Here is a 15,040-nt window from a genome sequence, read left to right as displayed (position 1 = left end):
CGGTCCCCCACATCGGGGACAAGCCGCCACGAGGGGGAAGTCTCTCGCTACTCTGGGTGTGACTGTGAATGAAATGTGACCGGGCTTACGCCCATCGAGGGTGACACGCCGCGACACGCCGTAGTCTCACTACGCTCCGGAGTTAGCGCAGTATTTGCGCACGTGTGATCGTCGTTGCGGGTAAAGTCGCCTTTACCGACGGGGAACACAGCACCGAGCGTGCTCGTTGTATCCCGTGACGGCGTAAAGCAACGCCCCAGGAGGACCAGGTGCGCTCCAGCAGCAACCCGGCTTTCCGTAACCTGCCGACCGGCGGCGGGTACGGAGGCTACGCAGGCTTCGGCCAGCCAGAGCAGGCTGGCTACCAGCAGGCCCCGCCGCCGCTGACCAGCGAGCGGCCGATGACGATCGACGACGTCGTCACCAAGACCGCCATTACCCTCGGCGTTGTCGCCGTCGGTGCCGTCATCACGTTCGTGAGCGGCCTCGCGTTCCTCGCGTTCCCCGCGGCGATCGTCGGTCTCGTGCTCGCGCTGATCATCATGTTCAAGCGCAACCCGAGCCCGCCGCTCGTGATCCTGTACGCCGCCGCGGAGGGCATCTTCCTCGGTGGCATCAGCTTCTACATCGGCCGGGCGCTCGACGGCATCGTGCCGGGCAACGGCATCGCCGTCATCGGCCAGGCCGTGATCGGCACGCTCGGCGTGTTCCTCGGCATGCTCGTGGTCTACAAGACCGGCGCCGTCCGCGTGACGCCGAAGTTCACCAAGTGGATCACCGGCGCCATCATCGGTGTCGGCGTGCTGATGCTGTTCAACTTCATCCTGAGCTTCTTCGGCTCCGGCGAAGGCCTCGGCATCCGCTCCGGCGGCCCGATCGCCATCATCTTCAGCCTCGTCTGCATCGGCCTCGCGGCGTTCAGCTTCCTGATCGACTTCGACGCGGCCGACCAGGCCATCCGGGCCGGCGTGCCGGCCAAGTACTCGTGGCAGATCGCGTTCGGTCTCACCGTCACCCTCGTGTGGCTGTACACCGAGATCCTGCGCCTGCTGTCGTACTTCAACTCGGACTGACGCTTCGGGTGTGCTGGAGGGCGCTTCGCTTCGGCGGGGCGCCCTTTGGCGTTTACGGGGGTTGAACGGTTCGCCGTTGAAGGTGCGCGAACGGTCCTCTCGCGCACCGGCCTCTATCGTCAAGCGAACAATGCGCACACCTGAGGGGGAATTGCCGTGGATTCGGCTTATCGACTCGTCCTGGAACCGCCATCGGTCGACGACTACCTGCGTTTGCGGCAGGAATCCGGACTGAGCGCGCGCACCAGGCAAGAAGCCGAAAACGGCATCAACGGCGCGTGGGCCAGCGCGATTGTCATCCACGTGGAATCGGGTGAAACCGTCGGCATGGGCCGGGTGCTCAGCGACGGCGGCTGGTACTTCCACGTCATCGACATGGCGGTGCTGCCTGACCATCAACGCAAAGGCATCGGCGACGCGGTCCTCACCGCGTTGCTCGACCGCATCGAGGCGCACGCGCCCAACGCGTACGTCAACCTGCTGGCCGACCCGCCCGGCCGTCGTCTCTACGCACGACACGGGTTCGTGGAGAGCGCACCGGCGAGTATCGGCATGAAGCGGGTCTAGGCCCGCCAGCGCACGTCCGGCAGTTCGGTGCCCACCTTGATCAGGCAGTCCATGCAGAGTGCGCCCGCCTGCGCGCGAGAAACCCGTTCGTCCGGCACCGAATGTTCGCAAACGGCCTCGTAAAAGCTGCGCTCGGCATCGGCTTGATCGAGGGAGAAAGCATGGCATTGCAGGTCATATTCGCTTTGCCACCACACGTAGGGCATGTCCGACCCCTCCTTACTCACCGGTAGGGACGGACTTCCCCTCGCCAGATGACGCCATTGGGCGACGATTCATCTCATCGGCAGAAAGGGGGCTTGCGAGTAGCTCCGTTCGGGTGAAGCGGAGCTACTTGCAAGCTTCAATTTGCAGATCTTGTCCGAGAACGCACTCAGCTCAGGCGCTCGACGACCATTGCCATGCCCTGGCCGCCGCCCACGCACATCGTCTCCAGGCCGAACTGCTTGTCGTGGAACTGGAGCGAGTTGATCAAGGTCGTGGTGATGCGCGCGCCGGTCATGCCGAACGGGTGGCCGACGGCGATGGCGCCGCCGTTCACGTTCAGCCGGTCCAGGTCGATGCCGAGGTCCTGATAGGAAGGGATGACCTGGGCGGCGAACGCCTCGTTGATCTCCACGAGGTCGATGTCCGAGATGGACAGGCCGGCCAGCGCGAGGGCGCGCTTCGAGGCCTCGACCGGGCCGAGGCCCATGATCTCCGGCGACAGGCCCGAGACGCCGGTCGACACGATGCGGGCCAGCGGCGTGATGCCGAGCTGCTGGGCCTTGGTGTCGGACATGATCACGAGGGCCGCGGCGCCGTCGTTGAGCGGGCAGCAGTTGCCGGCGTTGATGCGGCCGTCGGGGCGGAAGACGGGCTTCAGCTGGGAGACGGCCTCGTAGGTGACGCCGGCGCGCGGGCCGTCGTCGGCGGAGACGACCGTGCCGTCGGGCAGCTCGACCGGCGTGATCTCGCGAGCCCAGAAGCCGTCGGCGATCGCCTTCTCGGCGAGGTTCTGCGAGCGGACGCCGAACTCGTCCATCTCCTGGCGCGAGACGCCCTTGAGCAGCGCGAGGTTCTCGGCGGTCTGGCCCATGGGGATGTAGACGTCCGGCACGACGTCCAGCGACCGCGGGTCGATCCACTCCGAGGCACCGGACTGAGCGACCGAGGCCGTGCGCGCCTCGGCCTCGCCGAACAGCGGGTTGTGCGTGTCCGGCCAGGAGTCGGAGCTGCCCTTGGCGAACCGCGACACCGTCTCGACGCCGGCCGAGATGAACACGTCGCCCTCGCCCGCCTTGATGGCGTGCAGCGCCATGCGCGTGGTCTGCAACGACGACGCGCAGTACCGGGTCACGGTCGTGCCGGGCAGGTTGTCGTAGCCCAGCAGCACGGACACGACGCGCGCCATGTTGAAGCCCTGCTCGCCGCCGGGCAGGCCGCAGCCGAGCATCAGGTCGTCGATCTGCGCGGGGTCGAGCTGCGGCACCTTGTCCAGCGCCGCGCGGATCATCCGCGCCACCAGGTCGTCGGGCCGAACGTCCTTCAGCGAGCCCTTGCCCGCTCGGCCGATGGGGGAGCGGGCGGCGGAGACGATCACGGCCTCAGGCATCACGAAACTCCTCGTTGAGAGTCAAGGTTGCCGCCGAGCCTAGTTAACGCCCGCTCACCCCGGCCAGCGCGAGTGACGAGGATTCCGAAACTCACGCGTGCCGCTTCAGCAGCCACGACGGCACCCGTGACGGCCGCACGGCCAGAGCCGCCGCCGACCGCAACGGCAGCACCGGGGCCACCCAGCCCGGGAACAGCCCGGCCACCTGGCACAACGGCGCCAGCAGCACGCCCGCCGCGGCCTCGTAACCCGCCGCGCTGGGGTGGAAGCGGTCCGAGCTGAACATGTCCAGCCGTGCCATGAACTCCGGCGCCAGCAGGTTCGCCAACGACACCGGCACGCCACCCGCGCGACGCACCGCGGCGGTCTGCGCGGCCGCGAGCCGCAGGCTGTACCGGTGGCCGACCGTCCGCAACGGCTGCGGGATCGGCCGCACGGTGCCCAGGTCAGGGCACGTGCCGACGACGACACCGCACCCGATCGCGCGCAGCTTGCGCACCTGCTCGGCCAGCAGCCGGGCCGACTCGGCGGTGCCCATCCGCGACGTCACGTCGTTCGCGCCGATGATGACCAACGCGACCTGCGGCGCGTCCCGCACGGCCGCGTCCACCTGCGGCACCAGGTCACGGGTGGTCGAGCCGCTCACGGCGTACGTCGAGAGGCGCACCGGCCGTTCCGCCTCCTCGGCGAGCGCCTGGGCCAGCAACACGCCCGGCATCTGCGAGGGATGGGTCACACCCACGCCGACCGCCATCGAGTCGCCGAGCACCGCGAACCGCAGCGGGTCGCGCCCGTCGTCGAGGTAGACGCCGTCCGGCGCCGGCCAGAGGTGTTCCAGCACGCCGATCGCCACGCGAGCGCGTCTGCCCTGCTCAGTGAGCAGTCCGACGAGCGCGCCCGACAGCCCTCCGAGCGTCGCCGCGGTCATCGCGGCCGCTCGCAGCGTCCTCAGCCCGATCATCCGCACCACCCCTTCTCCACTGAGATCGTCGGCACCGCCGTTCGAATTAACCTCCGCAGCCACTAGAGCTAGGCTTCGTTCCGCTATCTCGGAGAGTGGAACAGGGGAGTAGATACCGGTGGAGTACGTCGAGCACGTCGTCGATCTGGTCGGCAACACGCCGCTGGTCAAGCTCAACTCCCTGACCACGGGAATCAAGGCCACCGTGCTGGCCAAGGTCGAGTACCTGAACCCCGGCGGCAGCGTGAAGGACCGCATCGCGCTGCGGATGGTCGAGGCCGCGGAGAAGTCCGGCGCCTTGAAGCCCGGCGGCACCATCGTCGAGCCCACCTCGGGCAACACCGGCGTCGGCCTGGCCCTGGTCGCCCAGCGCAAGGGCTACAAGTGCGTCTTCGTCTGCCCGGACAAGGTCAGCGAGGACAAGCGCAACGTCCTCAAGGCGTACGGCGCCGAGGTCGTGGTGTGCCCAACGGCCGTCGCGCCCGAGCACCCCGACTCGTACTACAACGTCTCCGACCGCCTGGTCCGCGAGATCCCCGGCGCGTGGAAGCCCGACCAGTACTCCAACCCGGAGAACCCGGCGAGCCACTACCACCAGACCGGCCCCGAGATCTGGCGGCAGACCGAAGGAAAGATCACCCACTTCGTCGCGGGCGTCGGCACCGGCGGCACCATCTCCGGCACCGGCCGCTACCTCAAGGACATCTCGAACGGCGCGGTGCAGGTCATCGGCGCCGACCCGGAGGGTTCGGTCTACTCCGGCGGCACCGGCCGTCCGTACCTGGTCGAGGGCGTCGGCGAGGACTTCTGGCCGGAGGCGTACGACAAGACCGTCGCCGACCAGATCATCGAGGTCTCCGACGCCGACTCGTTCGACGTCACCCGCCGCCTCGCCCGCGAGGAGGGCCTGCTCGTCGGCGGCTCCTGCGGCATGGCGGCCGCCGCGGCCCTGCGCATCGCCCGTGACCTGCCGGAGGACGCCGTCGTGGTCGTGATCCTCCCGGACGGCGGCCGCGGCTACCTGTCCAAGGTCTTCAACGACCGCTGGATGGCGTCCTACGGCTTCCTGCCGCCCGACTCGACCGGCGCGACCGTCGGCGACGTGCTCCGCCGCAAGGGCGGCATGCTGCCCGACCTCGTGCACGCCCACCCGAACGAGACCGTCGGCGACGCCGTCGCGATCCTGCGCGAGTTCGGCGTCTCGCAGATGCCGGTCGTCAACGCCGAACCGCCGATCATGGCCGCCGAGGTCGCGGGCGCGGTCAACGAGCGCGACCTGCTCGACGCGCTCTTCACCGGGAAGGCGCAGCTGTCCGACCGCCTGGACAAGCACATGTCGCCGCCGCTGCCCACGCTCGGCGCCGGCGAGCCCGTCGGCATCGCGATGAGCGCCCTCTCGAACGCCGACGCCGCGCTCGTCCTGGAGGACGGGAAGCCTGCGGGTGTCGTAACTCGGCAGGACATTCTGGGGTTCTTGGCTGGTCGCTGAGCGTAGAACCCCGTGCGTCCGATAGCGTGACGCCCCAGATCAACACCTGTCTCACTCGTACACGGCCCAGCCAAGGGGGTTGGAAACCGGATGAACGCTCCGCAGCCGCCAGGAAATCCGTTCGGCGGTCAGCCGCAGGAGCCCAACGCGGACGCAACGCAGATCGTTCCGGGAGGTGGCCAGCCGGCAGCGGCGAACCCCAACCCGGACGCGACGCAGGTCGTCTCGCCAGGGCAGGCTCCCGCTGCACCGCAGCAGAACGCGGACGCCACCCAGGTCGTCAGCCCCGGGCAGGTGCCCCCGTCCTCGGGTGGCTTCCCTGCGCAGGGACCCGGCTCCGGCGGGTTCCCCGCCCAGCAGCCGCCCGCGTACGGCGCTCCGCAGCAGCCGGCCTACGGCCAGCAGCCGCCGCAGCAGCCGTACGGCGCTCCGCAGTCGAACCCGTACGGCCAGCCCGCGGCCGGTGCCTACGGCGCCCCGCAGCAGCCCTACGGCGCTCCGCAGTCCAACCCGTACGGCCAGCCGGCCGCGGGTGCGTACGGTGCTCCGCAGGCCGGTGGCTACGGCCAGCCGGGCTACGGTGCGCCGATGCCGCCCACCGGCTACGCCGAGTGGGGCCCGCGCGCCATCGCCGGTCTGATCGACTACGGCGCCCCCGGCGTGGTGGCCGGCATCATCATCACCGTCTTCAGCGCGATCGGCGCCGGCACCGGTGACCCGTCGTCGCTGGGCCTGTTCCTGACGATCGGGTACATCGTCGGCTACGGCGGTCTGCTCGGCTTCTACATCTGGAACACGGTCCTCAAGGGCGGTTCCACCGGTCAGTCGATCGGCAAGAAGGTCGCCAAGATCAAGGTGATCAAGGAGGACACGCAGCAGCCGCCCGGCGGCGGCACCGCGTTCCTGCGCCTTCTGCTGAACAACGCGTTCGGTCTGCTCTGCGGCATCGGCTCGCTGATCAACTACCTCGCGCCGCTGTGGAACAAGCCGAAGAACGAGACCTACTCGGACAAGATCTGCGGCACGGTCGTCATCAACTGGCCGGACACCGCCGGCGGCGGCTACCCCGGTCAGAGCGGTGGCTACGGCCAGCCGCAGACCGGTGGCTACCCGCAGCAGCAGCCGGGCGGCTACCCGCAGCAGCCCCAGCAGGGCGGCTACGGCCAGCCCCCGCAGCAGGGCTACGGCGGTCAGCAGCAGGGCTGGTAAGCCTTTCCGCACAGCCCCCGGCCACCACCTGGTGGCCGGGGGCTGTTGCGTTCGGCGGGGGTGTTCACCTGGTGGACCAGCGCTCTGAGCGGCCGGACGGGTGAGTACCCTTCGAACATGAGCACTCCGTACGGCTTCGCCACCAGGGCGATCCACGCCGGTCAGGACCCGGACCCGACCACGGGCGCGGTGAACGTCCCCATCTACGCGACGTCGACGTACGCCCAGGACGGCGTGGGCGGCCTCCGTGAGGGCTTCGAGTACTCGCGCACCGGCAACCCGACCCGCCGCGCCCTGGAGACGTGCCTGGCGTCCCTCGAACGCGGCACGTACGCCCGCGCGTTCTCCTCCGGCATGGGAGCGACCGACGCCGCGCTGCGCACGTTCCTCAAGCCCGGCGACCACATCGTCATCCCGAACGACGCCTACGGCGGCACGTTCCGCCTGATCGACAAGGTCTTCTCGCAGTGGGGCATCACCCACTCGCCGGCTCCGGTGTCCGACGTCGACGCGATCCGCGCGGCCGTCCGCCCCGAGACGAAGCTGATCTGGATCGAGACCCCGACCAACCCGCTGCTCAACATCGGCGACATCGCGGCCATCGCCTCGGTGGCCCACGAGTCCGGTGCCCGGCTGGTCGTGGACAACACGTTCGCCTCGCCCGCCCTGCAGACCCCGCTGGAGCTGGGCGCGGACGTCGTCCTGCACTCGACCACCAAGTACATCGGCGGCCACTCCGACGTCGTCGGCGGCGCGCTGATCACCTCCGACGCCGAGATCGACGCCGCGTTCGGCTTCCTGCAGAACGGCGCCGGCGCGGTGCCCGGCCCGTTCGACGCCTACCTGACGTTGCGCGGCATCAAGACCCTCGAGCTGCGGATGGAGAAGCACTCCGACAACGCCGAGCTCGTCGCCGAGGCCCTGACGCGGCACCCGCGGGTCAAGAAGGTCATCTACCCCGGCCTGGAGTCGCACCCCGGGCACGCGGTGGCCGCCAAGCAGATGCGCCGGTTCGGCGGGATGGTGTCGTTCCTCGTCGAGGGCGGCGAGGCGGCGGCGCTGGAGGTGTGCGCCCGGACCAAGCTGTTCACGCTGGCCGAGTCGCTCGGCGGCGTCGAGTCGCTGATCGAGCACCCCGGCAAGATGACGCACGCCTCGACGTCCGGGTCTCTGCTGGAGGTGCCGGCGGACCTGGTGCGCGTGTCGGTGGGCATCGAGTCCGGCGACGACCTGGTGGCGGACCTGCTGGCCGCGCTGGGCTGAGCACCGTGAAGGTCGTGGAACTGGACGGTCGAAGCTGATCAGCGAGGCGTCGGCGTGCACCGCGAGCTGCATGCCGACGCCTCGCGAGCCGCCATCGGCACGTCGTTCGACCAGATCGTGAAGGTGATGCACGACGCCGCCGAGGAGGACGTCCAGCTCGGGCCGGACAAGCTGCGGTTCACCTACGAGCTGCGTTGACCCGCTACCTCGCGCATGCGAAAGGCCCCCTCGCCGCTGGTGAGGGGGCCTTCGTCGTTCGCTAGGGCTTCTTCGAGCCGAACCTGTCCACGTTCTCGGCCTCGGCCGTGGGCGCCGCCGGCAGGTCGGCGCCGTTGACACAGCCGCCGACGAACTGGATCGCGTCGCCGGTGCGGACGAAGCGGCCGGCCTCGTCACAGCCCGCGTGCGCCACCGTCAGGAACGCCGCGCCGGTCAGTGCCACTGCCGTGGTCACGGCTCCGACCAGCGGAATCACCGCGGCCACGCGTCGTGCGAATGCCATGCCACCTCCAGACGATGTGAGTCCCCCGTGAGGCAGCCTACCGGTGGATCGCCCCTAGAGGTTGCCCCGTCGCTCCTGTTCGCGCTCGATCGCCTCGAAAAGTGCCTTGAAGTTGCCCTTGCCGAAGCCCAGCGAGCCGTGCCGCTCGATCATCTCGTAGAAGACCGTCGGCCGGTCGCCGATGGGCTTGGTGAAGATCTGCAGCAGGTAGCCGTCCTCGTCGCGGTCGACCAGGATGCGGTGCTCCTTGAGGACCTCGATCGGCACGCGGACCTCGCCGATGCGCGCACGCAGCGCAGGGTCGTCGTAGTAGGAGTCCGGGGTCTCCAGGAACTCGACGCCCGCGTCGCGCATGGCCGTGACGGTCGCGATGATGTCGTTGGTGGCCAGCGCGATGTGCTGGACGCCCGCGCCCTCGTAGAACTCCAGGTACTCGTCGATCTGCGACTTCTTCTTCGCGATCGCCGGCTCGTTCAGCGGGAACTTGACCCGGTGGTTGCCGTTGGAGACGACCTTGGACATCAGCGCGGAGTAGTCCGTGGCGATGTCGTCGCCGATGAACTCCGCCATGTTCACGAAGCCCATGACGCGGTTGTACCAGTCGACCCAGTAGTCCATCTTGCCGAGCTCGACGTTGCCGACGCAGTGGTCGACGGCCTGGAACAGGCGCTTCGGGGCGCCTTCCGGACGCTTCACGGTCGAGGTCCGTGCGACGTAACCGGGCAGGTAGACGCCGTTGTACCGAGTGCGGTCCACGAGCGTGTGGCGGGTCTCGCCGTACGTCGCGATGGCCGCGAGACGCACCGTGCCGTGTTCGTCTGACACGTCGTGCGGCTCTTCCAGCACGGTCGCGCCCTGCTTGCGTGCGTGCTCCACGCACTGGTCGACGTTGCCGACCTCCAGGGCGAGGTCGACGACGCCGTCGCCGTGGCGGCGGTGGTGGTCGAGGAGGTCCGAGTTGGGCGTGACGCCGCCGTGGATCACGAAGCGGGCCGAGCCCGACTTCAGCACGAACGACTTGTGGCTGCGCTGGCCGGTCTCGGGGCCCGCGTAGGCCACGAGCTCCATGCCGAACGCCACCTGGTAGAGCCACGCGGTCTGCGTGGCGTTACCCGCGACGAACACCACGGCGTCCATGGCGCGCACGGGGAAGGGGTCCTTGGTCGCGTCGTAGTCGACCAACCCCACGAGCTGCCGGAGCTGGTCGTAGCTCACGTCGTCAAGCTGCTGCGTCATGCCATTCAGCATGAATAGACCCGACAGGGTGAGCAATAGTCAGCGATTTCTCAGGGCAATTTGTATAGTGATCTATGCTCAACGACCAGCAGAGTGAGCACTCTGACCAGCCCGTGGACGAACTGGACGCGAAGCTGCTCCTGCTCTTGACGGACGAGCCCCGCCTGGGCGTCCTCGAATGCTCCCGCCGGCTGGGGGTCGCGCGCGGAACGGTGCAGGCCCGGCTGGATCGATTGACCGACAAGGGCGTGCTCACCGGGTTCCCGCCGGCGCTCGACCTCGGCGCGATGGGCTACGGGCTGACGGCGTTCGCGACCGTCGAGATCGCGCAGGGCCGCCGGGCCGAGGTGTGCGAGGGGCTGGCCGCGATTCCCGAGGTGTGCGAGGTGCACGCGACGACCGGGCAGGGGGACCTGTTCGTGCGGATGGTCGCGCGGTCGAACTCCGACCTGCAGCGCGTCGTCGATCACATCGTGGACGTGCCGCACGTGAGAAGGCTCTCGACGTCGATCGCGCTCTCCACGCCGGTGCCCCCACGCGTGCGACCGCTCCTGGAACGCGTGAAAAAAGGAAAGGGCCGGCCACCGAAGTGACCGGCCCTGTGCCTGTTCGAAAGCACAATCCCCAAGCTGGTGGAACTACGCCGAGTACGGAACCGCGGAGATCAGCGTGACCTTCTGCTGCTTGCCGTTGGGCAGCTCGTACGAGACGGTCTCGCCGTCCTTCGCGCCGTTCAGCGCCTTGCCGAGCGGCGACAGCGGGGAGTAGACCTCCATCTCGCCGTGCGCGCCCTCTTCGCGGGTCGCCAGCAGGAAGGTCTCCGACTCGTCGTCGCCCTCGTAGCGAATGGTGAGCACCGTGCCCGGTGCCGCGACACCCTTGGTGGTGGGAGCCTCACCGACCTTCGCGGCCTGGAGCAGCTCGTGCAGCTGGCGGATGCGCGCCTCCTGCTTGCCCTGCTCCTCGCGAGCCGCGTGGTAGCCGCCGTTCTCGCGGAGGTCGCCCTCTTCGCGACGAGCGTTGATCTCGGCAGCCATGACCGGGCGGTACGCGATCAGTTCGTCCAGCTCAGCCTTGAGCCGGTCGTAGGCCTCCTGGGTCAGCCAGGTCACCTGGGTGTCGCTCACGGTCACCAACTCCTCGTCTTGCTCTGGTGCATGCGTGTGCACCAGATAGTTCCCGGGCCTGGGGCTCGGAACGGAAAAACACGGCCCGCGCCGGGGCCGTGCTTGAGCGGCAATAGTAACACGGAGACAACGCTCAGCGACGGCGATTTGTTCCCCATCTCGCCGTTTAAACCGCAGATCACCCGCTTGGCCGCTAGCTCGTGGACAAGTAGGCGGGAACCTGGTAGGAGCACCCGAACACTTCGCCGGTGACCGGCGGCTTCGAGGTGCGGAGAACAGTTGTCTCGACGACGACGTCATTTCCCGGCGGCACCAGAACTTCACGCCGGCCTGCTTCGTCCCCGTCCTTGGATCGGGCCCGAATGATGCAGACGGCAGCGCGCTCCGGTTGATCGCGGGAAACCTCGAAACTGACCTTCACCTGGTCGTCGCCGAGGAGGATGAACGCGGTCTGCTTGGCCTCGATCGGTTTTGTGCCGAGATTTCGGTAACCGACGAAGGCGATGACGGCACCTACCGCGACGGCTACAGCGAGTAATGCCCAGCGGGCCCACTTCGAGAGCGGCTTGCGGCTCTGCTTGCTGTAGCGCCCCTCGGGGAGCACGCGCTGTGCCACTTGTCCGCGCCCTCCTCCGGCTCTGGGGAACAATGGTGCCCGACGTTCAGTTGATGAGTGTCGCAGGACCGTTCACACAGGAGGACCACGGGGGTCATGGCCGACAAGCTGCGCCTTATGGCAGTGCACGCACATCCCGACGACGAGTCGAGCAAGGGCGCGGCCTCGATGGCTCGCTACATCGCCGAAGGACACGACGTGATGGTCGTGACCTGCACCGACGGTGGTGCGGGCAGCATCCTCAACCCGGCGATGGACAAGCCGGACGTGCTGGAGAACATCATCGAGGTTCGCCGCGAGGAGATGGCCAACGCGGCCAAGATCCTCGGCATCCAGCACCGCTGGCTGGGCTTCAAGGACTCCGGTCTGCCCGAGGGCGACCCGCTCCCGCCGCTGCCCGAGGGCTGCTTCGCGCTCGTGCCGCTGGAGGAGTCGGTGCCGTCCCTGGTGGAGGCCATCCGCGACTTCCGCCCGCACGTCGTCGTCACCTACGACGAGAACGGCGGCTACCCGCACCCTGACCACATCCGCACGCACGAGATCTCGATGGCCGCCCTCGACGCGGCCGCCGACGCCTCGTTCAAGCCGGAGCTGGGTGAGGCCTGGGAGACGCAGAAGGTCTACTACGGCCACGGCTTCTCGCGCGCCAAGATCGTCGCGTTCCACGAGGCGATGGAGGCCCGCGGCCTGGAGTCGCCGTACGCCGAGTGGCTCGCGAACTGGAGCACCGACCGCCCGGACGTCATGCAGCGCGTGACGACCCAGGTCGAGTGCGCCGAGTACTTCGACGTGCGCGACGAGGCGCTGAAGGCGCACGCCACCCAGATCGACCCGACCAGCCGCTGGTTCGGGATCCCGATGGAGCTGCAGCGCGAGATCTGGCCGACCGAGGAGTACGAGCTCGTCCGCTCGCAGGTCGACTCGACGCTGCCGGAAACCGACCTGTTCGCCGGAGTTAAGGTCTAGGGGTGCTCTCCCCAGACTTCTCCCTCGGCAGCACGGTGGCGCTCGTCGCCGTGCAGCCGTCGAACACGAACGACACCGACAAGGGCGGCCAGGGCGAGGACTTCGGCAAGTCCTCCCCGGTCGGCCTCGTCCTGCTGATCGTCTTCTTCATCGCGGTGTTCTTCCTCGTCAAGTCGATGAACAAGCACATCAAGGGCCTGCCGGCGTCGTTCGACGAACCGGCAGAGCCCGCGAAGGACACCGCCGCGGAGAAGAAGGACTAGGTCAGCCTGAGGTTCACCACGAAGTCGTGGACCTCTTCGAACGCGGGCGGTTCCAGCGGCAGGTCGCTGGTCTCCCGCGCCAGTCGCAGCTGCTCGTGCCAGTGCGCGACGTCGGCCTCCAGCCGTTCGGGACCAGGCCTGTTCTGCACTCCCGCCAGCGCGCGGTGCTCGCCGAGGACCTTCGCCTCGACGAGTCCCGGCAGGAAGTCGGGGCCGTCGAGCAGGTTGACCAGCGTCGGCAGGTGCGCGTTCACCTCGCCCGTGCGCATGAGGTGCACGCCCGTGAGCAACGCACGGAACGTGTACAGCAACGGCTTGATCTCGCCGGTCTTCTCGAACAGCCGCCATTGCGTGACGGCGAACCCGCGGTAGTGGTGCCCGTGCCGTGACGTCAGGCACCCCTTCGCGAGCGCTGTCAGTTCCTCGTGCGCGTTCGTCGTGTGCACGACCAACGGCGAAAGCAGCTGTTCGAGCACATAGCCGTTGGGGCGCGTGAGGAGCCGGCAGAACTTCTGCACGTCGTGCGTGACGAGGTCGATCTCCACGCCGTCCCGCACCCACATGCGTTCCTTGGTCTCGGGGCCGTGCCGCAGCCCGAGAACCTCCGCGAGCGGCAGCACGTGCACGCCGCGCAGGTCCACGTCGGAGTCCCTGGACGGGAAGCCGTACAGGTGCGCGCCGGAGACCGTCGCGAACAGCAGGTCGTGCGACTGCTCGGCGACCACCTCGCTCAGGTCGGGAACCTCGTAGCTCACAACATCCTCCTGCGCACCGACACGACCCAGTCCTCCACCCGTTCCCTGTCCGGTTCCTCCGGCAACGGGCCTTTCGCCTCCGCGATCTCGTCACCCAGTCTGTGCGCCCACGCGACGGCGTCGGCCCACGGCATCTCCTCGCGACGGATCTTGAGGAGCTCGCGGTCCGCCGTGATGTCGTAACGGCCCGTGCGCAGCAAGTTGAGACCCACGAGCCGGAGTCGTACGACGTGCATCAGCTGTTTCGGCTTGAGGTTGCGCCCCGCGCGCGACAACTGCATCTCCGTCGCGCGCGTGAACGCACGCACGGCGTACTGGGAGAGGAACGCGGGCAACAGGTCCCTGAGCTCCTCGCCCATCGGCGTGCTGATCTCGGTGAGCGGGCTCACCAGCGTCTCGAGCACCGTCGGGTTCGACTTCAGCCCCAGCCTGCAGAAGTGCTCGACCTCCCAGCTGAGCAGCTCCGGTTCGGGGCCCTCGACGCTCGTCGGCGGTTTCTCGAAGCGCCAGAACGCTTCCGTGGGCGCGACGAACACCCCGCGCCTGTCCACATCGGACTCTTCGCCGGCGAGACCGTAGGCGTGCGAGCCGATGACGACCTGGAGGATCATGACACCTCCAGGTCGGCGTTCGGCGGGAACGGCGCGCTGCTGCGGTACCAGGCCTGGTGCGCGTGGACGGAGACGAGCTCGCGTTCCGGATAGCGCAGTGCGGTCAGCTTTCCGCCGAACACCACGCCCGTTTCGAGGCACATGGTGTTGTTGACCCACTTCGCCTCAGGTGAGAGGACGTGCCCGTACAGCACCATCGCCGCGCCCTTGTAGCCCTTGGCCCACGGCAGGCGCACGGGCATTCCGTGCTGGTCTGTCTCGCCGGTCGTGTCCCCGTACAACGCAAAGCTGCGCACCTTGCCGCCGGTGCCGCCGTGCATGCGTTCGGGCAGGCCGGCGTGCGCGACGACGAGGGCGCCGCCGTCGAGGACGTGGTGATGGGCCAGGCCGGCGCAGAACTCCTCGACCTGGCGCCGGAACTCGGGCGTTTCCCGCGCCAGCTGGTCGAGCGACTTCTCCAGGCCGTGGCGCACCGTCACGTTGTGGCCGCGCAACGCGCGCACGAGCTTCTCCTCGTGGTTTCCGCGCACGCTGAGGGCGTGGCCGTTGGCGACCATGCCCATGACCAGGCGCAGCACGCCAGGGGTGTCCGGGCCGCGGTCGACGAGATCGCCGACGAACACGGCCTTGCGGTTCCGCGGGGGGATCGCGTCCGTCGCGCGGCCCTCGTCGTCGTGCTGGACCTCGTACCCGAGCTTCACGAGCAGCTCTTCCAACTCCGCACGGCATCCGTGCACGTCACCGAACACGTCGAACGGTCCGGTCTCGTGCCTCAGGTCGTGTGCGGGTCTGCCGCTCGTCGAGTCGT

18 protein-coding genes and 1 pseudogene are annotated in these 15,040 nt (G+C 68.5%); 9 read left to right on the top strand and 10 right to left on the bottom strand.

Translation table 11 applies throughout. The annotated features are described in order from the left end of the window. The first annotated feature begins 269 nt into the window (after positions 1-269). Together ACQEU1_RS22460 and ACQEU1_RS22455 are read left to right on the top strand one after the other, a co-directional pair. Positions 270-1,073, top strand: coding sequence for a Bax inhibitor-1/YccA family protein (locus tag ACQEU1_RS22460; RefSeq protein ID WP_433204952.1), 804 nt, complete (start codon positions 270-272; stop codon positions 1,071-1,073). A 156-nt stretch (positions 1,074-1,229) separates the two neighbouring features. After that, a complete protein-coding gene (locus tag ACQEU1_RS22455) occupies positions 1,230-1,640 on the top strand; it encodes a GNAT family N-acetyltransferase (RefSeq protein WP_433204949.1) in 411 nt (136 codons plus the stop codon). On the opposite strand, the gene ACQEU1_RS22450 is transcribed toward ACQEU1_RS22455, so the two are convergent. From ACQEU1_RS22450 to ACQEU1_RS22440, 3 genes are all read right to left on the bottom strand, one after another. After that, complete coding sequence (locus ACQEU1_RS22450; protein ID WP_382440383.1) at positions 1,637-1,846, bottom strand: hypothetical protein; 210 nt, start codon at positions 1,844-1,846, stop codon at positions 1,637-1,639. The two genes, ACQEU1_RS22455 and ACQEU1_RS22450, sit on opposite strands and share 4 nt — an antisense overlap. A 167-nt stretch (positions 1,847-2,013) precedes the next feature. Next, positions 2,014-3,234 carry an acetyl-CoA C-acetyltransferase gene (locus ACQEU1_RS22445; RefSeq protein ID WP_433204945.1) on the bottom strand — a complete coding sequence of 407 codons (1,221 nt, stop codon included), beginning with the start codon at positions 3,232-3,234 and terminating at the stop codon, positions 2,014-2,016. Between the two features lie 91 nt (positions 3,235-3,325). Further along, positions 3,326-4,195, bottom strand: coding sequence for an SGNH/GDSL hydrolase family protein (locus ACQEU1_RS22440; RefSeq protein WP_433204942.1), 870 nt, complete (start codon positions 4,193-4,195; stop codon positions 3,326-3,328). A 118-nt stretch (positions 4,196-4,313) separates the two neighbouring features. Here ACQEU1_RS22440 and ACQEU1_RS22435 point away from each other — a divergent pair, with 118 nt between their 5' ends. The 4 genes from ACQEU1_RS22435 to ACQEU1_RS22420 all read left to right on the top strand — a co-directional run bounded on the left by ACQEU1_RS22435 (position 4,314) and on the right by ACQEU1_RS22420 (position 8,354). Continuing rightward, positions 4,314-5,684 carry a cystathionine beta-synthase gene (locus ACQEU1_RS22435; protein WP_433204939.1) on the top strand — a complete coding sequence of 457 codons (1,371 nt, stop codon included), beginning with the start codon at positions 4,314-4,316 and terminating at the stop codon, positions 5,682-5,684. A gap of 90 nt (positions 5,685-5,774) precedes the next feature. Beyond that, complete coding sequence (locus ACQEU1_RS22430) at positions 5,775-6,893, top strand: RDD family protein (protein ID WP_433204936.1); 1,119 nt, start codon at positions 5,775-5,777, stop codon at positions 6,891-6,893. A 117-nt stretch (positions 6,894-7,010) separates the two neighbouring features. Continuing rightward, complete coding sequence (locus tag ACQEU1_RS22425; protein WP_433204933.1) at positions 7,011-8,156, top strand: cystathionine gamma-synthase; 1,146 nt, start codon at positions 7,011-7,013, stop codon at positions 8,154-8,156. 54 nt (positions 8,157-8,210) lie between these two features. Next, positions 8,211-8,354 (top strand): hypothetical protein, encoded by a 144-nt coding sequence (locus ACQEU1_RS22420; RefSeq protein ID WP_433204930.1) that lies wholly within the window; start codon positions 8,211-8,213, stop codon positions 8,352-8,354. Between the two features lie 61 nt (positions 8,355-8,415). Here ACQEU1_RS22420 and ACQEU1_RS22415 read toward each other — a convergent pair whose 3' ends face one another. Next, positions 8,416-8,658, bottom strand: a complete 243-nt coding sequence (locus ACQEU1_RS22415; RefSeq protein ID WP_285643564.1) for a hypothetical protein — start codon at positions 8,656-8,658, stop codon at positions 8,416-8,418. Between the two features lie 54 nt (positions 8,659-8,712). Continuing rightward, on the bottom strand, positions 8,713-9,894 hold the full coding sequence (gene hppD, locus ACQEU1_RS22410) for a 4-hydroxyphenylpyruvate dioxygenase (protein WP_433204927.1): 1,182 nt from the start codon (positions 9,892-9,894) through the stop codon (positions 8,713-8,715). Between the two features lie 74 nt (positions 9,895-9,968). Between hppD and ACQEU1_RS22405 the strand changes: the two genes are divergently transcribed. Next, positions 9,969-10,487, top strand: coding sequence for an Lrp/AsnC family transcriptional regulator (locus tag ACQEU1_RS22405; protein WP_433204924.1), 519 nt, complete (start codon positions 9,969-9,971; stop codon positions 10,485-10,487). 45 nt (positions 10,488-10,532) lie between these two features. On the opposite strand, the gene greA is transcribed toward ACQEU1_RS22405, so the two are convergent. Continuing rightward, a complete protein-coding gene (gene greA, locus ACQEU1_RS22400; protein WP_285643559.1) occupies positions 10,533-11,027 on the bottom strand; it encodes a transcription elongation factor GreA in 495 nt (164 codons plus the stop codon). Between the two features lie 187 nt (positions 11,028-11,214). Next, entirely contained in the window at positions 11,215-11,637 is a 423-nt protein-coding gene (locus ACQEU1_RS22395) for a DUF4307 domain-containing protein (RefSeq protein ID WP_433204920.1), read from the bottom strand. Between the two features lie 96 nt (positions 11,638-11,733). Between ACQEU1_RS22395 and mca the strand changes: the two genes are divergently transcribed. Together mca and ACQEU1_RS22385 are read left to right on the top strand one after the other, a co-directional pair. Then, positions 11,734-12,603: a mycothiol conjugate amidase Mca gene (gene mca / locus ACQEU1_RS22390; RefSeq protein ID WP_433204917.1), complete on the top strand. Its 870-nt coding sequence runs from the start codon at positions 11,734-11,736 to the stop codon at positions 12,601-12,603. A gap of 35 nt (positions 12,604-12,638) precedes the next feature. Continuing rightward, positions 12,639-12,866: a hypothetical protein gene (locus ACQEU1_RS22385; protein WP_433211663.1), complete on the top strand. Its 228-nt coding sequence runs from the start codon at positions 12,639-12,641 to the stop codon at positions 12,864-12,866. On the opposite strand, the gene ACQEU1_RS22380 is transcribed toward ACQEU1_RS22385, so the two are convergent. From ACQEU1_RS22380 to ACQEU1_RS22370, 3 genes and pseudogenes are all read right to left on the bottom strand, one after another. Beyond that, the gene (locus ACQEU1_RS22380) at positions 12,863-13,621 is read right to left on the bottom strand and encodes a nucleotidyltransferase domain-containing protein (protein ID WP_433204914.1); all 759 of its coding nucleotides are present in this window, start codon (positions 13,619-13,621) and stop codon (positions 12,863-12,865) included. The two genes, ACQEU1_RS22385 and ACQEU1_RS22380, sit on opposite strands and share 4 nt — an antisense overlap. After that, the gene (locus ACQEU1_RS22375; RefSeq protein WP_433204911.1) at positions 13,618-14,232 is read right to left on the bottom strand and encodes a nucleotidyltransferase domain-containing protein; all 615 of its coding nucleotides are present in this window, start codon (positions 14,230-14,232) and stop codon (positions 13,618-13,620) included. The genes ACQEU1_RS22380 and ACQEU1_RS22375 overlap by 4 nt, the downstream gene beginning before the upstream one ends. A 29-nt stretch (positions 14,233-14,261) precedes the next feature. Then, positions 14,262-15,014, bottom strand: a pseudogene (locus ACQEU1_RS22370) (metallophosphoesterase); the annotation flags it as partial. Positions 15,015-15,040 lie beyond the last annotated feature (26 nt).

The organism is Lentzea sp. CA-135723 (genome assembly GCF_050936595.1).
Lineage (GTDB): Bacteria > Actinomycetota > Actinomycetes > Mycobacteriales > Pseudonocardiaceae > Lentzea.
This window is presented reverse-complemented; position numbering and strand designations above follow the sequence as displayed.